Here is a 21,325-nt window from a genome sequence, read left to right on the forward strand (position 1 = left end):
ATTGCAGTCCCAGCGAATAGCGGCGCAGTCCCCGCACGTCAGCCAATCGATTAATACGCTTGAGTCCGCAAGAATGAACCAATCCACTCACAACAGCATCGTCAATTTCATTTGGGGCATCGCAGACGATGTGCTTCGTGATATTTACGTGCGTGGCAAATACCGCGACGTGATACTGCCGATGACCGTTATCCGGCGCCTGGACGCGGTGTTGGAGCCAACGAAAGACGCGGTGACGGCGATGAAGACGCGGCTTGACGAAGCCGGCGTTGCGAATCAGGACGCTGCATTACGGGAAGCGGCAGGGGAAGCTTTCTATAACGTCTCCCCGTTTACTCTTCGGACATTGAAAAATCGCGCCAAACAGCAGCAGCTGAAAGCCGATTTCGAGGCATACCTGGATGGCTTCTCGTCGAACGTCCAAGAGATTCTCGACAAGTTCAAGTTCCGCAATCAAATACCAACGCTTGTCGATGAGGATATTCTCGGCGATCTGATCGAAAAATTTCTTGAACCCACGGTAAACCTCAGCCCGAAGCCGGTCACCGATAGCGATGGTGATGAATTGCTGCCAGCACTCGACAACCACGCCATGGGCACGGTTTTCGAGGAATTGATCCGACTGTTTAACGAAGACAACAACGAAGAAGCCGGCGAGCATTTCACGCCGCGCGACGTAGTCCAGTTGATGTCGGATATGATCTTCTTGCCGATCGCAAATGAGATCGAGTCCGGAACCTACCTAGTATACGACGGCGCATGCGGCACGGGTGGCATGTTGACTGTTGCCGAAGAGCGACTGGCTGAATTGGCACGTGGCTTAGGTAAGGACGTGTCTATTCATCTCTACGGACAAGAGATACAGGCAGAAACCTATGCGATCGCTAAAGCGGATCTACTGCTGAAGGGCGAGGGGGAAGAAGCCAAGAACATCAAGGACCGTTCTACGCTATCGAACGACGCGTTTTCGTCGCAGGAGTTCGATTTCATGCTATCCAATCCACCGTACGGTAAAAGCTGGAAAAGCGATCTCAATCGCCTGGGCGGTAAGAACGACATCAAGGATCCACGGTTCGTCACCCAGCATGGCGGTAATCAGGAATACAAGATGATCACCCGTTCGAGCGACGGGCAACTGATGTTCCTGGTAAACAAGCTCTCCAAGATGAAGGCGAGCGGTAGCCGTATCGCCGAAGTTCATAACGGCTCGTCGCTATTTACTGGCGACGCTGGCCAAGGCGAAAGCGAAATCCGACGCTGGATCATCGAAAACGATTGGCTGGAAGCGATCGTCGCGCTGCCGCAGAACATCTTCTATAACACGGGCATCGCAACTTACATATGGCTGCTCACCAACCGTAAAAGCGAAGAGCGGAAAGGTAAGGTTCAGTTGATCGATGCAAGTGAATGGTTTGAGCCGCTGCGCCGCAACCTCGGTAAACGCAATTGTGAACTCTCGAAGGAGCAAATGAGGACGATTTGCGACTTGATAGTGAAACCGGTGGAAACCGAAAAATCGAAGATCTTTTCGAACGACGCTTTTGGTTACTGGAAGATTACGGTCGAACGGCCATTGCGGCTTGCCGTCGATCTCAGCTCGCCTCGGTTGCACCAGTTCGAAAAGATTTGCGAGAAGAAAAGACAAAAGCCGCTCGCGGAGCTAGTCCGGCAGGTGGCCCAACGCTTGGGCGAGGGGCCACATCTGGATTTCAACGCTTTCATCAACGCCTGCGAAGCACAGACGGGCAGTAGTGGTATCAAGTTAAATGCTACTCATAAAAAACTCTTGCGTGCAGAACTTTGCGACGTGAAGGAGAACGCCGAACCCGTCGTCAAAAAAGCGTACAAGCCGGGTAAGGCGAACCCCGACCCGTTTCACGGCCGGTTCGAGGTACAAACGGGCGGTAAGTCTTGTGTAGTCGAGTACGAACCGGATACGGCGCTACGCGACAGCGAGCAGGTACCTTTTCTTGAAGAGGGCGGGGTTGAGGCGTTTTTCCGGCGTGAGGTGTTGCCTTTCACCCAGGATGCGTGGATCGACGTTTCGAAGACCGCTATCGGCTATGAGATCTCATTCACCCGGCATTTCTATCGGCCTGTTCCGATGCGGACTCTCGACGAAATCAAGCGCGACATCAACGCGCTGGAACGGGAAACGGACGGGCTGCTCAAGCAAATCGTCGGCGAATCCGAATGAAACGCTTGGCCCCTTATTCAGAATACAAAGAATCCGGCGAGCCCTTTCTCGGCAGGATACCTGCGCACTGGCGTGTCTTAAGAAATGGTCGGCTATTTTCGCCACGCAATGAAACAGGATTTGCGCATCTGCCGATCCTGGAGGTATCCCTAAAGACAGGCGTCCGCGTGCGCGACATGGACGACATGAAGCGCAAGCAGGTGATGTCCGATCCAGACAAATACAAAAGAGCGGCGAAGGGCGATATTGCCTACAACATGATGCGGATGTGGCAGGGCGCCGTTGGAATTGCGCCTGTGGATGGACTAGTCAGTCCTGCCTATGTCGTTGCGAAGCCTCTCCCAGAAGCGAGCAGCCGGTATTTCGCTTACCTGTTTCGTACCCCGGTTTACATGAACGAAGTCGACGCCTACTCGCGTGGCATCGTCAAAGACCGGAATCGTCTTTATTGGCAAGACTTCAAACGCATGCCTTCTGTTGTTCCTCCGATCCACGAGCAGCAACAGATCGTCGAATACCTGGATTCGGTGGAGGCGAGAGCTGAACGCTTTATTCACAACAAGCGTCGACTGGTCGAATTGCTCAAGGAGCAAAGACAGTACGTCATAAATCAAGCTGTGACGCGAGGGCTTGATTCGAGCGTTAAGCTCAAGTCTAGCGGCGTGGATTGGATCGGCGGTATTCCAGCGCATTGGGAAATAGCGCCGCTAAAAAAAGTATCGGATATAAACACCCGAACTCTACCCGCGTCGACCGACGAAGATTATGCGTTTAAATATTTCGATATAAGCACAGTAGGCACCGGCCGGCTTATCAAAGAGCCGCAGACTTTTTATTTCGGTTCAGCGCCCTCGCGCGCCCGGCGAGTATTGCAGAAAGGCGATACGATTCTTTCTACAGTTAGAACGTATTTAAAGGCGGTTTACTATATTGCTGATGAAGTAGAGGATTGGATCGCATCAACAGGCTTTGCCTCCCTAACACCCAGGCCGAAAATTCACCCCAAATTTTTGGGGCTATTAATTCAAAGTAATAATTTTATTGAGCGAGTAATTAGAGAGTCGGTAGGAGTAGCTTATCCAGCGATCGCTGAAACGGTATTAGGGAGCTTGCACGTAGCCTATCCAGACTCTATTCGGGAGCAGGAAAAGATTCTTCGTTATATCGATGTGTGGTCGAAAGCCATTGATTCGGCGGTAGCACATGCGCAGCGCGAGATAGAGCTGGTAAAGGAATACTATACCCGGCTGGTTTCCGATGTGGTCACGGGGCAGGTAGATGTGCGTGGCGTCGACGTGCTGAACGTCGCAGAGGAAGAGTTGCCCGCGTTGACGGCGGAAGCTGGCGAACTGAGTGGTGTGATAGCGGACGAGGGGACCCTGGGTGAAGCCGACTGACGCCAGCGAAAAGGGCCTGGAATCGATCATCGTCGCCTCCTTGGTCGACGATGCCGAATATGTTCAGGGTGATCCGCAGGATTTCGACCGCGAGCACGCGGTCGACTTGGCCAAGCTGCTGCAATTCTTGGCCGAAACGCAGCCCGAGATCTACGAAGGGCTTGGCATCGATGCGGATGGCCCCAAACGCGTTCAGTTTCTGCACCGGCTCCAGGGTGAGATCGCCAAGCGGGGCGTTGTGGAGGTGCTGCGCAGCGGTATCAAGCATGGCCCGGCGCATATCGATCTATTTTATGGCATGCCCAGTCGGGGCAATGAGGCGGCCGTAGCGCGGTTCGCAACAAATATATTCAGCGTGACGCGGCAGTTGCGGTATAGCCGCGACGAGACGTCCCTCGCGCTGGACATGGTCGTTTTCATCAATGGTCTACCGGTCGCGACCTTCGAGCTGAAGAACAAGCTGACAAAGCAAACCGTGGATGATGCGGTACAGCAGTACAAGCGCGATCGCAGCGAAAAAGAGCTGCTATTTCAATTTGGTCGCTGTGTGGTTCACTTCGCCGTGGATGATCACGAAGTGCGGATGTGCACGCATCTCAAAGGCAAGCAGTCGTGGTTCCTGCCGTTCAATAAAGGTTACAAGGACGGCGCCGGCAACCCACCCAATCCGGCGGGATTGGCAACCGACTACCTCTGGAAAGAGATTCTGGCCAAGGAGCGGCTGACCGACATCCTCGAAAACTATGCCCAGATCGTCGAGGAAAAAGACGAGACGACTGGTCGCAAGAAATACAAACAGATATTTCCACGCTATCACCAGTTGAAAGCGGTGCGGGCGCTTCTCGGCGATGCGCAAAGCCGCGGTGCAGGCAAACGGTATCTCATCCAGCATTCCGCGGGCAGTGGCAAAAGTAATTCCATCGCTTGGTTGGCCCATCAACTCGTAGGGCTGGAATGTAATGGAAGCGCTTTATTCGAGTCCGTCATTGTCGTCACGGATCGCCGCGTACTCGATAAGCAGATTCGCGACACGATTAGGCAGTTCGCTCAAGTCTCGGCCACCGTAGGGCATGCGCAGCGTTCAGGTGATCTGCGCGGGTTTCTGAAGTCCGGGAAAAAGATCATCATCACGACGGTGCAAAAATTTCCGTTCGTGCTCGATGAAATTGGCGGCGCGCAGCGCGGTGCGAAATTCGCGATCATCATCGACGAAGCGCATTCCAGTCAGGGCGGCAAGACCAGTGCGGCCATGAATCGTGTGCTTGAAGATCCGGCAGCTTACGGCGACGAAGAAGAGTCGATTGAGGACAAGATCAACCGGCTTATGGAAAGCCAGAAAATGGTGACCAACGCCAGCTATTTTGCTTTTACGGCTACGCCGAAGAACAAGACGCTCGAGATATTCGGCGAGCCGGATCCTCAGCCGGACGGCGCAGTCAAACATCATCCGTTCGACAGTTATACGATGAAGCAGGCGATCCAGGAGCGCTTCATCCTGGACGTACTGAAAAACTATACGCCCGTCGAGAGCTATTACCGGCTGTCGAAAACGGTCGAGGACGACCCGTACTACGACGCCAACAAGGCGCAGAAGAAATTACGGCGCTACGTCGAATCGCACGAGCATGCTATCCGGCAGAAGACCGAAATCATGGTGGATCACTTCCACTCGCAGGTGCTGGGCCACAAGCCCAAGATCGGTGGTCATGCCCGCGCGATGGTGATCACGAATGGGATTGAACGAGCGATTCAGTATTTCCACGCGTTCAACGATTATCTCCGGGATCAAAAGAGCCCTTATAAGGCCGTTATCGCGTTCTCGGGTGACCAAGAATATGGTGGCAAGAAGATAAACGAAGCTACGTTGAACGGCTTTCCAAGTAATCAGATTCCGGACAAGGTCAAACAGGATCCGTATCGGTTCTTGATCGTGGCCGATAAGTATCAGACGGGTTATGACGAGCCGCTACTGCATACCATGTATGTCGATAAACCGCTGTCGGGGATCAAGGCAGTGCAGACGCTGTCCCGTCTGAACCGCGCCCACCCCAAGAAGCACGACACGTTCGTGCTCGATTTCTACAATGATTCTGAAACAATTGAGAAAGCGTTTGAGCCGTACTACCGGACGACGATTCTCAGCGATGAAACGGACCCAAACAAACTGCACGATCTCAAGGCCGAACTCGATGCGCATCAAGTGTATTCACCGGCTCAAATTAACGATCTCGTTACGCGTTATTTGAATGGCGCCGATCGGGATAAGCTCGACCCGATCCTGGACGCCTGCGTTGCCACGTACAACGCTGAATTGAACGAAGATAGCCAAGTCGATTTCAAGGGTAAGGCCAAGACCTTTGTCCGAACCTATGGTTTTCTTGCATCTATTCTTCCGTACTCCAACGTGGAGTGGGAGAAGCTCTCGGTTTTCCTGAATTTCTTGATCCCCAAGCTACCCGCACCGAAGGAGGAAGATCTATCGGCAGGTATTCTTGAAGCGATCGACATGGATAGCTATCGCGTCGAGATGAAGGCGAGTCTTACGATCGGACTTTCGGACGAAGATGGTGAGCTAGAACCCGTGCCGACTGGTGGTGGCGGTCGTATGTCTGATCCAGAACTCGATCAGCTAAGCAACATCATCAAGGCGTTCAATGATCAGTTCGGCAATATCGAATGGAAAGATGGCGACAAGATTCGTCAGCTGATCGCCGAAGAAATCCCGGCCAAGGTGAGCGCCGACCCCGCGTATCAGAACGCCATGAAAAATAACGATAAGAAAACGGCGCGTATCGAGCACGATGCAGCTTTGCAACGCGTGGTTGTTGACCTTTTGGCGGACCACACGGAGCTATTCAAGCAATTCAGCGATAATCCGTCTTTCAAGAAATGGCTCGCGGATACGATCTTTGGCGCCACTTATCGGGAAGAAGATGCAGAGACAGAGACTTAGATGTGAGGCTGATCCAAACGCGTCGCCGTTCGACGTGCCCGGCGTGGAGGCCAAAGCCTCTACGGCGGATATTCTGTCCGCGGTCAGCGATTCGCGCGCGCGTTGATATGGGTTCGCGCTAGGCTGGGCATCGCCTCGTGCATCGATACCAGGACGCCATGACACAGTCGCGACCAACCTCAATCCGTATCTTTCTGGCCGATGGCACGCCGGACGGCCTGCGCGTGGTGGAAAAATCCAACTGGACCGGTCGGGCCGTCGTGGTGAGTCGGTCGGAGATCGGTCGGGCGCTTGCGCGTGGCGAGCTTGGCCAGCCGGGTGTTTATGTGCTCACTGGTCCGGCGGAAGATGGTGCGCCGCGTTTGTATGTGGGCGAGGCGGATGTGCTGGGCGAGCGGCTCAAGCAGCATGTGGCCGGCAAGGAGTTCTGGACCCGCGTGGTGGCGTTCACCAGCACCAATGAGGGCTTGAACAAGGCGGATGTGCGCTATCTAGAATCCCGCTTGATCGAGTTGGCCAAGCGCGCCAATCAATGGGCGGTGGAAAACGGCACGACGCCGGGCGTGCCGCCGCTGTCCGAAGCCGATCAGGCCGATGCGGAATGGTTTCTGGACGAAATGCTGGTGATCTTCCCCGTGTTGGGTATTGATGCGTTCGAGTCCGCGGCTGGCCAGGCACGGGCGGAACCAACGCCCAGTCAGCCTGAGCCGGTGGCGCTGTACTTGAAGGAACGCGGCGCCCAGGCGCGTGGCCGCGAAGTGGCCGATGGGTTCGTCGTAATGGAGGGCTCGACCGCACGTATCGACGAAACTGGCTCGATCCATGAGCACATGCGGGATTTGCGTCAGCAATTGCAGGATCGCGGTGTGCTGGTGCGTGACGGCCAGGGGCTTCGATTCACCCAGGATTTTCGCTTCAATTCGCCCTCGCTGGCGGCCGGTGTGTTGGTCGGCGGCAGTGCGAATGGCCGTGTCTGCTGGAAGGATGAAAACGGGCGCACGCTGAAGGCGTTGCAAGAGGCGCGGGCGGGCGCCGTGATATGAATAGCTGGGTGCGCCGTTGGTGGTAAGGTTGGTTGGCTATCCGGCGGTGGCTCCAGAGGTAAGGTTCAGATTACATCCTTGAACTCGGCGAGCCGCTCCGCTGTAACAACCAGCCCGTTGGCTGCGAGTGTCTCGAGCAACTGATCTGCGGTAATCGATGGCCGAGATAGCAAGCTCCGCTGATTCTTGACCGTTGAGACCACGGAGCCTTCGTGCAAAGTCATTTGATGCTCTGCAAATACATCCGGATGCAATGCTTCGATGCCGAAGGGCTCAAGAATGGATGCCGGAAAATCTTTGAGATTGAAGGTGACGATTAATTGCGCGCCGGCTTTGATAGCCGCCGCCAGCACGTGGCGATCATTCGGATCGGGCAGGCTCAAGCCTTCGATCAGCGGTTCGTAATCAATGACCAGACAGTCGGGTATGGCGCCGTCCATTGCTGCTCGCGTACGTTCAAGCTTGTCGCGCGACAAATCGCTGCGGTTTTCGAGCAGGTTCCTTATCCACTCTTCGTGAATCTGGCCGGTCCATCGGGCTGCAAACAGGTCGGTGGTCGCTAGATGCAGTAGGAAATCGCGCAACGGCGCCGGACACAGAACGCAGGCATCGTAAACCACGACAAACATCAGTAACCCAGATCGTCCTCCTGGGCGAGACGTGCCAGCTCGGCCAGCCGCGCCTGGCTGCGTTCTTTTTGCTGCGCCTTGTAAGCAGCCACGTCTTCGAATCGGATTCGCCGATGCGAACCGGCTTTTGTGAACGAAATGTCCCCGTTTTCCAAAAGCTTGATCAAATGGGGCCGCGAAACATTGAGCATCTCCGCCGCTTGCTGGGTGGTGAGCTCGGCGTGTCGTGGCACGACGGTTACGGCGTGGCCTTGTGCCATGTCGGTCAATAGATCGCGTAGAAGCGCAAGGGCATGCCGCGGCAGCACCAGATCCTGCCCGTCCAGCTTTACACGGGCGCGATCGGAGTCAGGCCGATCCCGCAGAAGCCGGGCCAATGCCTGTGCACTTTCACGCGCTAAAGCGACGGATTCTTCGTCGGGTAGGGCGCCGTTTGCCGAATCTGTAGACATGCCCGCCTCCTGTTCATGCCAACATTGGCCTTAGATTCTATTCGCAATAAACGAAACGGGCAATAGAGCGGAGATTCGGTTCGGTCAAACCCGCCGAAACCCCGCCTGAATCGGTCGCAGCGAGGCCGCAGCCGTTTCCTTGTCGAACGCGGTGGGGTCGAAGTCGCTGCCGATGACTTCCAGCAGCATCTTGCCGTGTTCGTCGGCTTGGCCGGCTAGGGCGGCTTTTAGGGCTTGGTAGCCGGGAATGCCGCCGATGTCCTCCGGCGGGCAGGCCATCGCGCCGTCCAGCAGCCGTGGGCAGGGGTCGGCGGCGTCGAGCGCGCTTTGCTCGACTACGATTCGGTGTTCCCAGCCGTCGCCGAAATCGTACAGATAACGGAATTCGCCTTCGCTCAGGCGCGGTACGAGCTTGTAGAGCTTGAGGTTGACGGCGCTCGCCAGATCGACGTCGCCAAGGCCGTAGGGATCGGGTTCGCCGTAGTATCGGCCGTCGGCCTCGAATTCGTAGAGATGGCAGTTCTCCCAGCCCATCGCCAGTTGAATGACGTCGTGCAGGCGTCGCAAATTGATCTGCGGCGGCACAACGATCTGGCGCCAGACGACGGGAGCGGTATCCATCAGTTCGATACGCAGGACAATATCGCTCATCGATGAGTATCCGTTTTGCGAATTTCTAATGCGAGCAGACGATACCGGCTGAGAGTCTATGCCTCCAGGTGGGCGCGGCCGCCGACCGGCTCGACGGGAGTCTGCCGCCATGTCGGAAATGGTCGATTCCGATTGAGGTATCGACAAGAATCACTCGAGTTCAGAGCGGCGTCGCGGCGAGTTATGCAATTGTGGTTCGCTGCCGCCCAGGCGTGCCAGGCCCTGGGCACTTTCCCGTTGGATCAGCGCCGAGAGCGCTTCGCGTACGAGTGCGGTGCGCTCTGACAGGCCGGTCAGGCGTTGCGCCTCGGCGAGTAATGCATCATCTAGATTGATCGTCGCACGCATGAGCGACATCCATGTTGCAGATGGTTCAATCGTACATCATGGGGTGACGATCCAGATGCGGTGTCGCTAGTGCTCAGGCCGGGTTCGCCGAAACAGGAATAATCGTCAAAGACCGCACGCCCTGTGCGCCGCGCACCAGCACGCCTTCGATATCGGCGGTGGCCGAGGGGCCGGTGTGGAAGACGGTGTAGTTCGCGCTCACGAAATCGTCGCGCTGGTAGGCGCGGTGGAGGTTGGTGACGATCTCGGCCGGGTCGATCAGTACGACGAGGTGCTGGGCGAGATAGGCGATGGCGTTGACGGTGAGTTCGGCTTCGGTGAAGGCCACGCTGCCGGTTTCCGCCACGCCGAAGCGGGCACGTAGCACGGCGATATCCACGTCGTGGACGCTGGCGGGGTCGTCGCTGTCGGTGAGGGTGCGGTTGCCGGTTACTTCCGGCACGTTGGAGGCAATCACGGCGTCGGCGAACGGTTTGCCGAGTTTTTCGGACAGCGCCTGTTCTACGGCGTCCTCGATACTCTGGCCTTCGCCGAGCGCATGCCACGTGCCGCCCATCGTGGTGAGGCGCTCGGCGAACAGGTCGACGAGGCCGGCGCGTTCCTGCGGGTAGCTATCGTCGTAGTTCGGCACCGTGGGCGCCGGGGCATCGAGGCCGGGTTTGGCGCTGCGAACGGCGCCGAGGATGTCGTCGCGGCTGCTCATGGATTAAAGCTCCGGGTCGTCGTCGGTCGGCTGGCGGATGGCGATGAGGATCAGCGAGGCCGGCAGATAGTGATTGTCGTCGAGCGGTTCCTCAACCGCGGCCAGATGCCAGTCGCCGCTGTTGACGAGTTCCAGCCAGCGCCCGAGGGTTCGAAAATACCAGGGCGCGTCGTCCTGGAAGCCGCTGCCCAGGCAGGCACCGCTGGCACTGCGCCAGCCGTCGATATAGGGCCGGTCGCCGCAGGCGGTGAGCGGGTGCAGCGTCTGGATGACCAGCAGCCCGCCGGGTACCACCGCGCGGGCGGCGCCGGCCAGGGCATCGTCCACGCTGTCTTCGCCGAGCAGGGAGAAGTTGCACACGGCCATATCGAAGGGTTCGTCGAACTCGGCGTCGACCAGGTCTTCGTAGGCACAGACCTTGAGTTCGACGTTCGGGTTGACGCACTTCTCGCGTGCGGCTTCGATGAGCTCGGGCACGGCATCGATGCCGGTGCAGGCGATGTCTTCGGCGGCCAGTGCGCGCAGCAGCCAGCCTTCGCCGCAGCCGATATCGAGCACGCGCTCGGGCCCGCAGTCGAGCACGGTATCCACGATGGCGCGGTCGGTGGTGCGGCGGCTGGCGATGCCGTGCTGATGAATGGCGTGCACCCAGGCGGCCGCGTTGTCGTGCCACGCTTCCAGAATGGCGTTTTCGGCAGGCAATCTCTGGGTGTCGTGGGCCATGGCGTTAGTTCTCCGGGGTGTTATGGCTTGCGCCATCCCGGTTGAGACGATGGCGCTTGTACCAGTCGTGAAAGGTGCCGTTGTCGGGCGGGCTGGGCATTTCGCGGCCCTCGCCCCAGGCGTTCATGCGGTTGTAGATCGCCCAGCGCGGCAAATGCTTTAACGCGGAGTTGGTAGCCTTGATGGCGGCCCGATAGCCCTTGGGGCTGGCCAGCACCTTGCCGGCCGCGGCGAGCCCGGTTTTCTTGGTCCACGGCAGGTGGCCGTTCTCGGCCAACACCTGACGCCAGCCGAAGATCTGTTCGTGGATATTGATCTTGACCGGGCACACGTTCGTGCAGCTGCCGTTGAGCGTGGAGGCAAACGGCAGGTTGGAATAGCGGTGGGCGTCGAAGGTGGGGTTGAGGATCAGCCCCAGCGGGCCGGCATAGGTCGCGCCGTAGCTCAGCCCACCGGAACGCCGGTACACCGGGCAGGTGTTCATGCAGGCGCCGCAACGAATGCACTTGAGCGAGGACCAGAACTGCTCCATGCCCAGCCGCTTGGAGCGGCCGTTGTCGACCAGCACGACATGCATCTCGCCGCCCTGCTTGGGGCCGCGGAAATGCGAGGTGTACTGGGTGATGGGCGAGCCAAGGGCCGAGCGCGACAGCAGACGAATGAATACGCCCATGTCTTCCACGCGCGGTACGAGTTTTTCGATGCCGATAGAGGCCACGTGCAGGTTGGGCACGTTGGCCGACAGATCGGCGTTGCCTTCGTTGGTACAGACCACGAAGCCGCCGGTTTCGGCCACGGCGAAGTTCGCACCGGTCATGCCGGCATCGGCGTCCAGAATCAGCGGGCGGGTGGCATCGCGCTGGGCACCGGCGAGATAGTGGGCATCGTCGTTCTCGGGATCGGAGCCGAGCTTGTCGGCGAACAGGCGCGCCACGTCCGAACGCATCTTGTGTACGGGCGGCACCACGATATGGCTCGGGTCTTCGCCGTCGAGCTGCTGGATACGCTCGCCCAGATCGGTTTCCACGATCTCGATGCCCACGCCGTCCATGTAATGCCGAAAGCCGCACTCTTCCATGAGCATGGACTTCGCCTTGATCACGCTCTTCACGCCGTGATCGGTGAAGATCTCGTGGATGATGCGGTTGTGCTCGGCGCCGTCTTTCGCCCAGTGCACGTGGATGCCGTTGGCCTTGGCGTTGGCTTCGAACTGCTCGAGATAGGTATCGAGGTGGGTGAGCGTATGCGTTTTGATGTCGCTGGCCAGCTGGCGCAGCTCTTCCCATTCCTCGATCGTATGGGCCTGCTTGTCGCGCTTGGTGCGCATGGCCCATACGCGGGTGTCGTGCGATTTGGCGTGTTCCGGCGCGTTCAGAAACTGCTTGGCCGAGCGTGCATGGTCCACGCGCTTGCCGTCGGCGGCCTTCGCCGGGCGTGGCTGGGGTTCGGGTGTGGCGCGGGCCATGGTGGCCGCGGGATTGGGTTCGTTGCCGCTCATTGGCTTGCCCCGTTGAGAATTTCTGCGATGTGCTTGAAGCGGATCGGCGCGCCGATGCGGGCGGCACAGCCGGACTGGTGCATCAGACAGGACGAATCGGCGGAAACGATGTATTCGGCGCCGTTACGGCCGTGATCGGCGATCTTGTCTTGGCCCATCCGGGTAGAGACTTCCGGCTCGGTCACCGAAAAGGTGCCGCCAAAGCCGCAGCATTCGTCCGGCCGATCGATGGAGACCAGCTCGATGCCGGCGACCTTTTCCAGCAGCGCCCGCGGCTTGGAGAAATATTCGCCGTGCAGTTCGCTGGGCTTGCCGTGGCCGAGGTTGCGCAGCGTGTTGCAGGAGTCGTGATAGCCCACGCGATGCTCGAAGCGCGCCCAGGGAAAGGCCTCGACCTTGAGCACGTCGTGCAGGAATTCCACCAGTTCGAGCGTGTTTTCGCGCACGTGTTTTACCTCCGGCGTTTGCTCGATGGCGGTGAGGTTGTCGCGGATCTGGTGCACGCAGGAGCCGGAGGGCGCGACGATCAGGTCGTATTTCGCGAAGTTCTTCACGAACAGCGCTTCGGTGGCCCGTGCTTCGTCGTGGCAGCCGGAGTTGACCATCGGCTGGCCGCAGCAGGTCTGGTCGAAGGGGTAGTCCACCTTGCAGTCGAAGCGTTCCAGCAATTCCAGCGTGGCAATGCCCACGCCGGGGTAGAAAGCATCGATGAAGCAGGGCACGAACAGGCCGATTTGCATGGGCTCTCCGAAAAAGTCGCGAGCGAGTGGGGGCCGGGGCAGGCGGCAACCCGGCCAGTCTAACGCGCGTACCGGCCGGATTGTCCGGCCCGGTGGTTGGCTTATACAAAAGTCGATAGCGCAACGCGACGCCCGCACGCTTGCCCGTTCTGCGGGACGTTCGGGCGGCGACCGCGAGGGCGCCGCCATGGCCCGCCGCTTACCACTACGCCCGTCGCGCTTTGGGCGTTTCGCGCGGTCGGACGCCTGGGGCCCGGGGGCTAGGAAGCCGGGGCCGGCCCCTGGATAACGTGCACCAGCGCATCGGGACGTATCCAGCGTTTGAACGCGGCCTGGATCGCCTTCGCGTCCAGCGTCTGGTATGCCCGTGCGGCGCGATAGGGCGCGTCCAGCGGCAGGCCCTTTTCCACGCGCGAAAGCAGCCCCATGCCAATCGCGCCGGCACTGGCTTCGCCGAGCGGAACCTGGCGGACGAGCCCGGCCTGGGCACGATGAAGTTCGGCGGCCGATACCGGGGCCTTGGTCATATCGGTGAGTGCATCGGCAATCAGGCGATTGGCTTCGGCCACCTTGTCCGGCTGGCTGCCGTATTCGAAGGCCAGCCGGGCGCGGGTGCGATCAGCCTGCAGGCCGGAATGAATGTAGTACACCAGCCCGCGCTCGGCGCGCAGTTCGCGATAGAGCCGGCTGGCATAGAAACCGCCGGTGAGCACCTGGTTGCCGAGTTCGAGCGCTCGATAATCGTCGTCCGTCGGCTGCAGGCCCAGCGTCTCGGCGACCTGGACCGTGTCCTGCACGCGGGCGCTGTCGGGCACGTGCACGGTGGCGGCTTTATTGGCCGGCACGGCAGGCAGGTCCACGTCGGGCGTTGGCCCTTTGGCTTTCCAGGCGCCAAAATTCTTTTCTACCGCCTTGCGTACCTGCGCGGTGTCGACGTCGCCGACCACCACGAGCGTGGCCAGATCGGGGCGGAACGTCTTGTGGTAGTAGTCGGTGACCTCGGCCAGGGACAGGCCGTTCACCGTCTCCGGCGTGGCATGGCGCAGGGTCGGATCGTCGTTCGGCAAGAGCGCGTGCTTGAGCGCCTGCCCGGCATGAAAGTCCGGGCTGGTGAGCTGGCCGGCCACCGCGCCGGCGGTCTGGGCCTGTACCACCTTGAAGGCCTCTTTGGGCAGCGCAGGGGCGAGTTCGTTTTCGGCCAGCAGTGCCAGGCCCCGGTCGAAGTGCTCGGGCAGCACGGTCAGCGAGAAATCGCTGCCGGCGCTGGCCCGGGCGCCGATCGCATCGAGTTCTGCCTGATAGGCCACTCGGTCGTGCTTGCGGGTGCCGTAATCGAGCAGGCTCGACAGTACGCCGTCGATGCCTTCCTTGCCCTTGGGCGCCTGCAAGTACGGCTCGTTGCGGATATGGCCGTAGACATGCACCGCATGGGTGGCATCGGTGGGCACCACGATCAGCCGCAGGCCGTTGTCCAGCGTGCTCTGCTGCGGGGCGACCCGGGGCGTGGGCGTGTCGATGCTGGCCAGCGGCTTGGCCGCCCAGTCGGGTAGATTCACATCGGCTGCATGGCTTGGCGCGAAGGATTCGCCGCCGCCAAAACCGTCGCCGGCGGCGGGTGCGCCCGAGCCTTCGGGCGTGAGTACGGTCAGCACGCTCTGGTCCGGATCGAGCATGCGCCGTGCCACGCGATTGACCGCCTTGGCATCGACGCGGCGAATGGCGGCGAGCTCGGCATCCGGCGAGGCCAGGCCGTCGATCGCCACCGCCTGCGACCACTGCCGGGCGAGTCCTTCAATGGAGTCGCGGGCCGCGGCGTTGCGGGTCGCGAGCTGGCGTTTGGCGGCTTCGACCTGCTCGGCGCTCACGCCCTTGTCGGCGATATCGCCGAGGACTTCGCGCATCTGGGCCACCAGGGCATCGGCGTCGGCGCCCTTGGGAAAAGCCGCGGCCGCATAGGCAATGCCGGCATCGCGCATGCCGTCGAGTGCGAACTGGGTGCCCAGGCTCTTGCCGGTAGCCACCAGCCGGCTATAGAGCGCGCTGCGCGGGTTGTTGAGGATGGTGGCGAGTACGTTGGCGGCCGCATAGTTCTCGGGGCTGTGGCTGCCGGGGCCGCGAAAGGCGAGATAGGCCAGGCCATAGCCGGCATCGGTGGGCATGCGGATCGGCTCGGCATCCACCGGCGAAAGCTCGACCGCGGCGGTTTTGGGCACGTCGTGCGATTCGATATCGCCGAACAGGCGGCCCACGGTGTCCAGGGTCTGCTTGGCGTCGACGTCGCCGCTCACGATCAGGGTAGCGTTATTGGGCGTATACCAGCGCTCGTGAAAGGCCTTGAGCATGGCGCCGGTGGTCTTGTCGAAAGAGGCTTTGGTGCCCAGGGCGTCGTGGGCATAGGGCGTGCCGGCGAACAGCTGCTCGCGCAGGCGAGTATAGGCCACATAAGACGGGCTGGACAGATCGCGGGCCACTTCCTGCTCGATGGCGCCGCGTTCCTTTTCCCAGTCACTCTGGGTGTTGGCGACCGAGCGCATGCGCTCGGCGTGCAGGCGCAGCGCCACGTCGAGATACTGGGCCGGCACGGTGAAGTAGTAGCGGGTGACCTCGTCCTGGGTATCGGCATTGAACTGGCCGCCCATGGCCGCGGCGATGGCCGAGATCTGGGCGGCGGACAGGTCGTCGGTGCCGCGAAACATCATGTGTTCCTGCGCATGCGCCATGCCGGGAAAACCGTCCGGCGCATCCCGCGAACCCACGTCGTAATTCATCATCGTGGTGACCGTGGGTGCAAGGCGGTTGGGTACCACGATCACCTGCAGGCCGTTATCCAGCGTCGTACGGCGTACCGCGTTGTCCTGGTCAGGCGCTGCGAGCACGGGCAGGGCGAGCGCCCACAGGCACAGCAGCAGCAGGGGACGTAGACGGGTCATGGGGCCTCGCTCGTTTTTGGCGTATCTGGTTGCAGGCTACAGACAACCATTTGCCGTACGAGTGCCCGAGGCGGTTATTTCTTGCCGAAAATCTTCTCGCGCAGGGCGCCCTGGGGCATGCCCTGCTTGATGTCGATCTTGCCCTCGGCGTTGCGATAGACCAGACCCGGCGTGCCCTGAATGCCCAGCGACGACATCAGCATGTTGTTGGCGGCGACTTTCTCGCGCAGCTCGGCTGGCATGTCCTCGAGCGGCTCGATACCGCCACGGCTGTAGTTTTCCTCGTGCCGGGCGAGGGCCGCGCTCGGATCGTCGGCGCCCAGAATGGCGGCGGACTTGCCCGGGCTGGAGGGTTTGATGATGCCCACCGGAATATGGCGCAGCTGGACCTTGCCGGATTCGACCCAGGGCCGGGCGACTTCGTAGAACTTGTGGCAGTACGGGCAGTTGGGGTCGGTGAAGACGTAGATCACGCGGTCGGCGTCGTCGTCGTCGTCGCCGTCGGCCACCCAGTTGGATTTTTCCAGCTTCGGCCAGGCGCTCTGGATATCGGGCTGGGTGATGGTGGCATCCAGCACTTGCTGGCTGAGGTTGTTGCCATCGGCGTCCAGCATCGGGCCGATGATCACGTGCTCGCGGTCCGGGGTGAGATAGAGCGTAAGCGGGCGATTGCCGGCGCGTGCGGCATAGCCGGTCATGCCGCCGGGGGCGTCGAAGGCCTCCACGATGGTCAGGCCTTTGCCCTCGAGATTGCGGATCGGCGCCGGCCATTGCGGCGCGGCGGCCGCCCCCATGAGCGGCAGCGTGGCAAGCAGTAGACCGACAGCGATTAAGGGCCGAGCAAGGCGTGGCATGAAGACTCCTGAACAAACGGGCGGCCGTGCGGCCACTGCGCCAGTCTATCTGAATCGACCGGTGCCAAGGTACGAACGGCGGCCTCGATTTGCTGCAGCGCAGCAAATCGGCATAGGATCGGTTTTACGGCGCACGGCATGCGTGTTCGGCGCCAGAATCTGCAGGTAGAGGCAATGAAACGACTTCACGAAATGTGCAGCGACGGCGACAGCCTGATTACGGGGCTGTTCGATCGCCGTTTCACCACGGTCATCACCACCCAGATGGTGCCCACCATCTATACGCTGGGCCAGCTGCTGTCGGGGATGGCGACCGTCTACGTCATCTTCTGGGCGTTTCAGCAATCCTGGATCAGCGGCCTGGCCTGGCTGTGCCTGCTTGGGCCGGCCATGTTTCTGGCCCTGGTGGTCACGATACGGGTGATGCTCGAATTCGTGCTGACCGTGTTCCGGATCGCCTTCTTTCTGGAAGCGCTCGGCGGTCAGATCGAGAGCATCGCCGGCCAGACCGAGGATATTCACCAGGACCTGCCGCGTATCCGCTTCTGGCGCAGATCGGCACGCGGCAAGTAGGCGCCACCGGCGCCGGGCCTGGGCCTTCGGCGCCGGTGGCGACCGGGGCGCCTCAGACGCCGCCGTTCACGTCCAGAAACGCGCCGGTGGTGAACTTCGCCTCGGCGAGATACAGAATCGCCTCGGCAATATCCTCCGGCTGGCCGACCCGGCCCAGCGGAATGGCCGATTTCGCCTGCTCGGGTTTGTCCGGCAGGCCGCCGCTGGCATGGATTTCGGTGTCCACCACGCCGGGGCGCACGGCGTTCACCCGAATCTGATCGGCCGCGACTTCCTTGGCCAGTCCTTCGGTGAGCGTATCGATCGCGCCCTTGGAGGCGCCGTAGTCGATATACGTACCGGCACCGCCGCCGCCGGCCGCATGGCTGGCCGCCGAGGAGACGTTCACGATCGCCCCGCCCGGGCCGCCGTAGGACGTGCCCATGCGCCGGATCGCCTCGCGGGCACACAGAAACGGGCCGACCACGTTCACCGACATCATCCGCGCCACGCGTTCGGCGGACATATCGGCCACCTTGGACGGTTGATCGACGATGCCGGCGTTGTTCACCAGGGCGGTGATACGGCCGAGCTCGTCGTCCACGGTCGCGAACAGGCGCACCACGTCCTGTTCGTTGGCCACGTCGGCCTGCACCGCGATCGCCTTGCCGCCGTCCTTTTCGATGGCCTTGACGATGGCGTCCGCGGCTTCCTGGTTGCTGTGGTAGTTCACCGCCACGGCATAGCCGTATTTGGCCGCCATCAGGGAGGTGGCCGCACCGATGCCCCGGCTGCCGCCGGTGACGAGCATCACTTTATCCATGGTTCAGCTCTGAAGAGAATGATGGCCACAGGGTAACGCTTGCCCGTAACGCGGTCAGTTACACGCAACCCAATCGGTCATACGCGCAGGAACATGAGCACGGTCATGATCGAGCCGATCGCCACGATGCCGATCCGGTGCCAGCGCGGCGCGATGCGATAGCCGAACGCCGCGCCGATCCAGCCGCCGAGCATGGCGCCGCCGGCCATCAGGGCCGCCAGCGGCCAGTCGATAAGGCCGAACGCCGCATACACCGACACCGAAATCGTGGTCAGCGTGGCCGACATCACGGCCTTCATCGCCACCGACGTCAGCAGCCGGGTCTGGCCCAGCAGGCCGAGCAGGGCGATCACGATGATGCCCACGCCGCCGTTGAAATAACCGCCGTAGGTACAGGCCAGATAGAGCGCGATGGTCGCCACCGGGGTGCTGGCTTCGCGTTCGGCCATACGCTGTTTGAGCCAGGGGGCGGCCGCGAAGATGAGCGTGGCCACGCCCATCAGCCAGGGGACGATCGCAGCAAAGGCGCGGTCGCCGGTGAGCAGCAGCAGCGAAGCGCCGCTGATACCGCCGGCCGCGGCAATCGCCACCATTGCCGGCAGCGACAGCGCGGCGGGCGGGGCGACGTCGCGACGAAACCGAAACAGCGTGGTGGCATAGCCGGGCAGGACCGCCGTCGCGCTGGTCGCATTGGCCGCGGTGGGCGGCAGGCCGTAGAACAGCAGGGCCGGCAGCGTGATGAAGCTGCCGCCCCCGGCCAGGGCGTTGATCGCGCCGGCCGTGACTGCGGCGCCGATGAGCAGAACGATATCCAAGACGTACTCGCGGTGAGATTCGCGGGCCGGAGTCTAGGCGCGCGACCGTGCCATGGGCGAGCCGCAGCTCGCCGCGCTCACGACGAGGCCCGTTCTGGCCCGGGCGCCGACGACGCTAGATGCGTTCGTCGCCCTTGGTCATGCGGGCGATCAGTGGCTGCTTCCAGGCATAGGTATGCACGAAGGCCATGACGATATGGCCGGCGATGAGCGCAAACAGAATCCAGCCGACAAAGCCGTGCCACTGGTTACCCAGGTTCGTCATCCACTCGATTTCGTTATCCATGCCGCTGAAGATCTGGACACCCAGCGCGGAAAAATCGCGGGTGCTGCCATAGGCTCGGATGATGGCGATCACGGGCACCGCGATCAGCAATGCGTACATGGCCACATGGCCCAGTGCCGCCAGACGCTGCAGGCCGCCGTCGTGGGCCGGTCGGCGAGAAAGGTTGATCAGCCCCCAGACGCCGCGCAGCACGGCCAGGATGAGGATCAGCACGCCGTTGGAGAAATGATAGCCAAAGAAGAAATCGGTGATCGCGGTGTCGTCGACAAGGTAATGCAGGATCGCCGAGGTCGCCTGCCACACGATCAACAGCGCCATGACCCAGTGGAACAGCCGGCTGATCAGCCCGTAACCGTGGGCGTGGTCCATCATTCGAGTATCCATGCGCGATCTCTTTTGCTGCGTATGGCAAAGAGCTTAGCGCTTCGCGTAATCAATACGCGAGAGTACGGCCAGGGTCGACCAAAGTCGGCCCGGATCGGCCCGGGTCGGCCAGGGTCGGGCGGGTTCGATTCGGCCGCGGCGGTTTCGCACCGCTGGCCGGGCTCAATCCCGCAGCTGCTGCGCCTGGGCAACGCGTCGGCGGTGCTCGCTGGGCCGCACGCCGTAGACGCGTCGATAGGCGGTCGCGAAGTTGGCTGCACTGCTGTAGCCGGCCAGCTCCGCAGCGCGCACCACGCTGGCGCCGTCTTCGCGCAGGGCGCGGTCGGCGATCTGGAGCCGGCGCTCGCGCAGAAACTTCTGCACGCTCATGCCATAGCAGGTATGAAAATGGCGTTGCAGGCTGCTGCGGCTCATGCCGGCCTCGCGAGCCAGCGCATCCACCGTGAGGGCAGCGCCGTCGGGGTGCTCCACCAGGTCACGCATGCGACGTAAACGGCGCGCGTCGATCGGCTGCGGCGGTTCCTGGGTAGCGGGCGTGTCCAGCAGGGCCGGCAGGGCTTCGGCCACCATGGCCAGGGCCAGGGCCTCGCTGCGCAGCCGCCGCGCCGGTCCGGCCCCCGCGCCGTCGCTGTCGGAAGCGATCAGGGCCAGCGCGCTGCTACGCAGCGCCGCGCTGGGCTGCCAGGGCTGCATGCACAGATGCGCCCGGATCGGCAGGCGCGTACCGGACCGGCCGTCGCCGAGCGTAACCAGCCGCTGGCGTAGCCACTCGTGCGGCACGGTCAGTGTGAGGCTGTGCTCCGACTGGCCGTGCCGTGCGTGGCGCTCGAACGTCGTGGTTTCGTGCAGGTGTACGGCATAGGCATAGCTTTCGCCCGGCCCGGTCGGCAGCGCGCGATCGCCAAAACGTACGTCCACTTCGCCGCCGAGTACGAAGATCAGCTTCAGGCCCGGGCACAGCTGCAGCCGGGAACACATGTCCTGGCGGTTGCGCACGCTGGCATGGCGCAACACCAGCCCGCCCGGGAGGGCATCGACGCCGAAGCGGCCTTCCAGCGGCGGCGAGTCGTCGGCAACACGTGTCTGGTAGTCGCGGCCCAGATGCGCGGCATGCCGGTTGAGTTCGACCGCGCCGATGAAGCGTTCGGGATGCACGGATTCGGCGGCGGTAGTCGAATGCAAAGACATTTGAGCGTTTCGCAAAGGTTTGGGCGGCAAGCCTCTGGAATAATGCGCGGCACAAAGCGTAAATGCAAAAGATTCGCATTCGCATAAGATTGGTTTGAACGATGCCGGCCACGCCGTGCGTCCTGTCACTTGGGGAAGAAATGAACGGCTGCAACAACA

General features: G+C 61.2%; 19 protein-coding genes. 5 read left to right on the forward strand and 14 right to left on the reverse strand.

All coding sequences use genetic code 11. From position 1 onward, the window contains the following. Window positions 1-73: 73 nt before the first annotated feature. The 4 genes from CMN27_RS06415 (at window position 74) to CMN27_RS06430 (ending at window position 7,590) form a co-directional block, all read left to right on the forward strand. A complete protein-coding gene (locus CMN27_RS06415; protein ID WP_293624949.1) occupies window positions 74-2,197 on the forward strand; it encodes a class I SAM-dependent DNA methyltransferase in 2,124 nt (707 codons plus the stop codon). After that, window positions 2,194-3,594, forward strand: a complete 1,401-nt coding sequence (locus CMN27_RS06420) for a restriction endonuclease subunit S (RefSeq protein ID WP_293624951.1) — start codon at window positions 2,194-2,196, stop codon at window positions 3,592-3,594. The genes CMN27_RS06415 and CMN27_RS06420 overlap by 4 nt, the downstream gene beginning before the upstream one ends. Next, window positions 3,581-6,547, forward strand: a complete 2,967-nt coding sequence (locus tag CMN27_RS06425) for a type I restriction endonuclease subunit R (protein WP_293624953.1) — start codon at window positions 3,581-3,583, stop codon at window positions 6,545-6,547. The genes CMN27_RS06420 and CMN27_RS06425 overlap by 14 nt, the downstream gene beginning before the upstream one ends. Before the next feature lie 158 nt (window positions 6,548-6,705). Continuing rightward, the gene (locus CMN27_RS06430) at window positions 6,706-7,590 is read left to right on the forward strand and encodes a GIY-YIG nuclease family protein (RefSeq protein WP_293624955.1); all 885 of its coding nucleotides are present in this window, start codon (window positions 6,706-6,708) and stop codon (window positions 7,588-7,590) included. Between the two features lie 65 nt (window positions 7,591-7,655). Here CMN27_RS06430 and CMN27_RS06435 read toward each other — a convergent pair whose 3' ends face one another. From CMN27_RS06435 to dsbG, 10 genes are all read right to left on the reverse strand, one after another. After that, window positions 7,656-8,219, reverse strand: a complete 564-nt coding sequence (locus CMN27_RS06435; protein ID WP_293624957.1) for a PIN domain-containing protein — start codon at window positions 8,217-8,219, stop codon at window positions 7,656-7,658. Next, on the reverse strand, window positions 8,219-8,671 hold the full coding sequence (locus CMN27_RS06440) for a helix-turn-helix domain-containing protein (protein WP_293624959.1): 453 nt from the start codon (window positions 8,669-8,671) through the stop codon (window positions 8,219-8,221). Before CMN27_RS06440 ends, CMN27_RS06435 begins: the two co-directional genes overlap by 1 nt. An 84-nt stretch (window positions 8,672-8,755) precedes the next feature. Continuing rightward, on the reverse strand, window positions 8,756-9,322 hold the full coding sequence (locus CMN27_RS06445; protein WP_293624961.1) for a plasmid pRiA4b ORF-3 family protein: 567 nt from the start codon (window positions 9,320-9,322) through the stop codon (window positions 8,756-8,758). A gap of 150 nt (window positions 9,323-9,472) precedes the next feature. Next, entirely contained in the window at window positions 9,473-9,670 is a 198-nt protein-coding gene (locus CMN27_RS06450) for a type II toxin-antitoxin system VapB family antitoxin (protein WP_293624963.1), read from the reverse strand. Between the two features lie 73 nt (window positions 9,671-9,743). Next, on the reverse strand, window positions 9,744-10,373 hold the full coding sequence (locus CMN27_RS06455) for an LUD domain-containing protein (protein WP_293624964.1): 630 nt from the start codon (window positions 10,371-10,373) through the stop codon (window positions 9,744-9,746). 3 nt (window positions 10,374-10,376) lie between these two features. Beyond that, a complete protein-coding gene (locus tag CMN27_RS06460; protein WP_293624965.1) occupies window positions 10,377-11,096 on the reverse strand; it encodes a class I SAM-dependent methyltransferase in 720 nt (239 codons plus the stop codon). Between the two features lie 4 nt (window positions 11,097-11,100). Continuing rightward, window positions 11,101-12,594 (reverse strand): lactate utilization protein B, encoded by a 1,494-nt coding sequence (locus CMN27_RS06465; RefSeq protein ID WP_293624967.1) that lies wholly within the window; start codon window positions 12,592-12,594, stop codon window positions 11,101-11,103. Next, on the reverse strand, window positions 12,591-13,334 hold the full coding sequence (locus CMN27_RS06470; protein WP_293624969.1) for a (Fe-S)-binding protein: 744 nt from the start codon (window positions 13,332-13,334) through the stop codon (window positions 12,591-12,593). The genes CMN27_RS06465 and CMN27_RS06470 overlap by 4 nt, the downstream gene beginning before the upstream one ends. Before the next feature lie 260 nt (window positions 13,335-13,594). Continuing rightward, entirely contained in the window at window positions 13,595-16,264 is a 2,670-nt protein-coding gene (locus tag CMN27_RS06475) for a pitrilysin family protein (protein ID WP_293624971.1), read from the reverse strand. A gap of 74 nt (window positions 16,265-16,338) precedes the next feature. Further along, window positions 16,339-17,118: a thiol:disulfide interchange protein DsbG gene (gene dsbG, locus CMN27_RS06480; RefSeq protein WP_293624973.1), complete on the reverse strand. Its 780-nt coding sequence runs from the start codon at window positions 17,116-17,118 to the stop codon at window positions 16,339-16,341. A 174-nt stretch (window positions 17,119-17,292) separates the two neighbouring features. On the opposite strand from dsbG, the gene CMN27_RS06485 reads away from it, so the two are divergent. After that, a complete protein-coding gene (locus tag CMN27_RS06485) occupies window positions 17,293-17,691 on the forward strand; it encodes a DUF4282 domain-containing protein (RefSeq protein ID WP_293624975.1) in 399 nt (132 codons plus the stop codon). A gap of 52 nt (window positions 17,692-17,743) precedes the next feature. Here the strand turns inward: CMN27_RS06485 and CMN27_RS06490 are convergent, their stop codons facing one another. The 4 genes from CMN27_RS06490 to CMN27_RS06505 form a co-directional block, all read right to left on the reverse strand. Next, the gene (locus tag CMN27_RS06490) at window positions 17,744-18,493 is read right to left on the reverse strand and encodes an SDR family oxidoreductase (protein WP_293624976.1); all 750 of its coding nucleotides are present in this window, start codon (window positions 18,491-18,493) and stop codon (window positions 17,744-17,746) included. Window positions 18,494-18,570: 77 nt separating this feature from the next. Further along, window positions 18,571-19,308, reverse strand: coding sequence for a sulfite exporter TauE/SafE family protein (locus tag CMN27_RS06495; protein ID WP_293624977.1), 738 nt, complete (start codon window positions 19,306-19,308; stop codon window positions 18,571-18,573). 115 nt (window positions 19,309-19,423) lie between these two features. Then, window positions 19,424-19,978 (reverse strand): cytochrome b, encoded by a 555-nt coding sequence (locus tag CMN27_RS06500; protein WP_293624978.1) that lies wholly within the window; start codon window positions 19,976-19,978, stop codon window positions 19,424-19,426. Window positions 19,979-20,140: 162 nt separating this feature from the next. Then, window positions 20,141-21,166: an AraC family transcriptional regulator gene (locus CMN27_RS06505; RefSeq protein ID WP_293624979.1), complete on the reverse strand. Its 1,026-nt coding sequence runs from the start codon at window positions 21,164-21,166 to the stop codon at window positions 20,141-20,143. Between the last annotated feature and the right edge of the window lie 159 nt (window positions 21,167-21,325).

The organism is Salinisphaera sp., from assembly GCF_002729955.1.
In the GTDB taxonomy this organism is placed as follows: Bacteria; Pseudomonadota; Gammaproteobacteria; order Nevskiales; family Salinisphaeraceae; genus Salinisphaera.

Bases quoted from the DNA above. Each gene is read 5' to 3' on its own strand.
- dsbG (WP_293624973.1), bottom strand. From the start codon at position 17,118: ATGCCACGCCTTGCTCGGCCCTTAATCGCTGTCGGTCTACTGCTTGCC.
- CMN27_RS06505 (WP_293624979.1), bottom strand. From the start codon at position 21,166: ATGTCTTTGCATTCGACTACCGCCGCCGAATCCGTGCATCCCGAACGC.
- CMN27_RS06450 (WP_293624963.1), bottom strand. From the start codon at position 9,670: ATGCGTGCGACGATCAATCTAGATGATGCATTACTCGCCGAGGCGCAA.
- CMN27_RS06470 (WP_293624969.1), bottom strand. From the start codon at position 13,334: ATGCAAATCGGCCTGTTCGTGCCCTGCTTCATCGATGCTTTCTACCCC.
- CMN27_RS06465 (WP_293624967.1), bottom strand. From the start codon at position 12,594: ATGAGCGGCAACGAACCCAATCCCGCGGCCACCATGGCCCGCGCCACA.
- CMN27_RS06475 (WP_293624971.1), bottom strand. From the start codon at position 16,264: ATGACCCGTCTACGTCCCCTGCTGCTGCTGTGCCTGTGGGCGCTCGCC.
- CMN27_RS06430 (WP_293624955.1), top strand. From the start codon at position 6,706: ATGACACAGTCGCGACCAACCTCAATCCGTATCTTTCTGGCCGATGGC.
- CMN27_RS06420 (WP_293624951.1), top strand. From the start codon at position 2,194: ATGAAACGCTTGGCCCCTTATTCAGAATACAAAGAATCCGGCGAGCCC.
- CMN27_RS06485 (WP_293624975.1), top strand. From the start codon at position 17,293: ATGAAACGACTTCACGAAATGTGCAGCGACGGCGACAGCCTGATTACG.
- CMN27_RS06490 (WP_293624976.1), bottom strand. From the start codon at position 18,493: ATGGATAAAGTGATGCTCGTCACCGGCGGCAGCCGGGGCATCGGTGCG.
- CMN27_RS06460 (WP_293624965.1), bottom strand. From the start codon at position 11,096: ATGGCCCACGACACCCAGAGATTGCCTGCCGAAAACGCCATTCTGGAA.
- CMN27_RS06455 (WP_293624964.1), bottom strand. From the start codon at position 10,373: ATGAGCAGCCGCGACGACATCCTCGGCGCCGTTCGCAGCGCCAAACCC.
- CMN27_RS06435 (WP_293624957.1), bottom strand. From the start codon at position 8,219: ATGTTTGTCGTGGTTTACGATGCCTGCGTTCTGTGTCCGGCGCCGTTG.
- CMN27_RS06445 (WP_293624961.1), bottom strand. From the start codon at position 9,322: ATGAGCGATATTGTCCTGCGTATCGAACTGATGGATACCGCTCCCGTC.
- CMN27_RS06440 (WP_293624959.1), bottom strand. From the start codon at position 8,671: ATGTCTACAGATTCGGCAAACGGCGCCCTACCCGACGAAGAATCCGTC.
- CMN27_RS06415 (WP_293624949.1), top strand. From the start codon at position 74: ATGAACCAATCCACTCACAACAGCATCGTCAATTTCATTTGGGGCATC.
- CMN27_RS06500 (WP_293624978.1), bottom strand. From the start codon at position 19,978: ATGGATACTCGAATGATGGACCACGCCCACGGTTACGGGCTGATCAGC.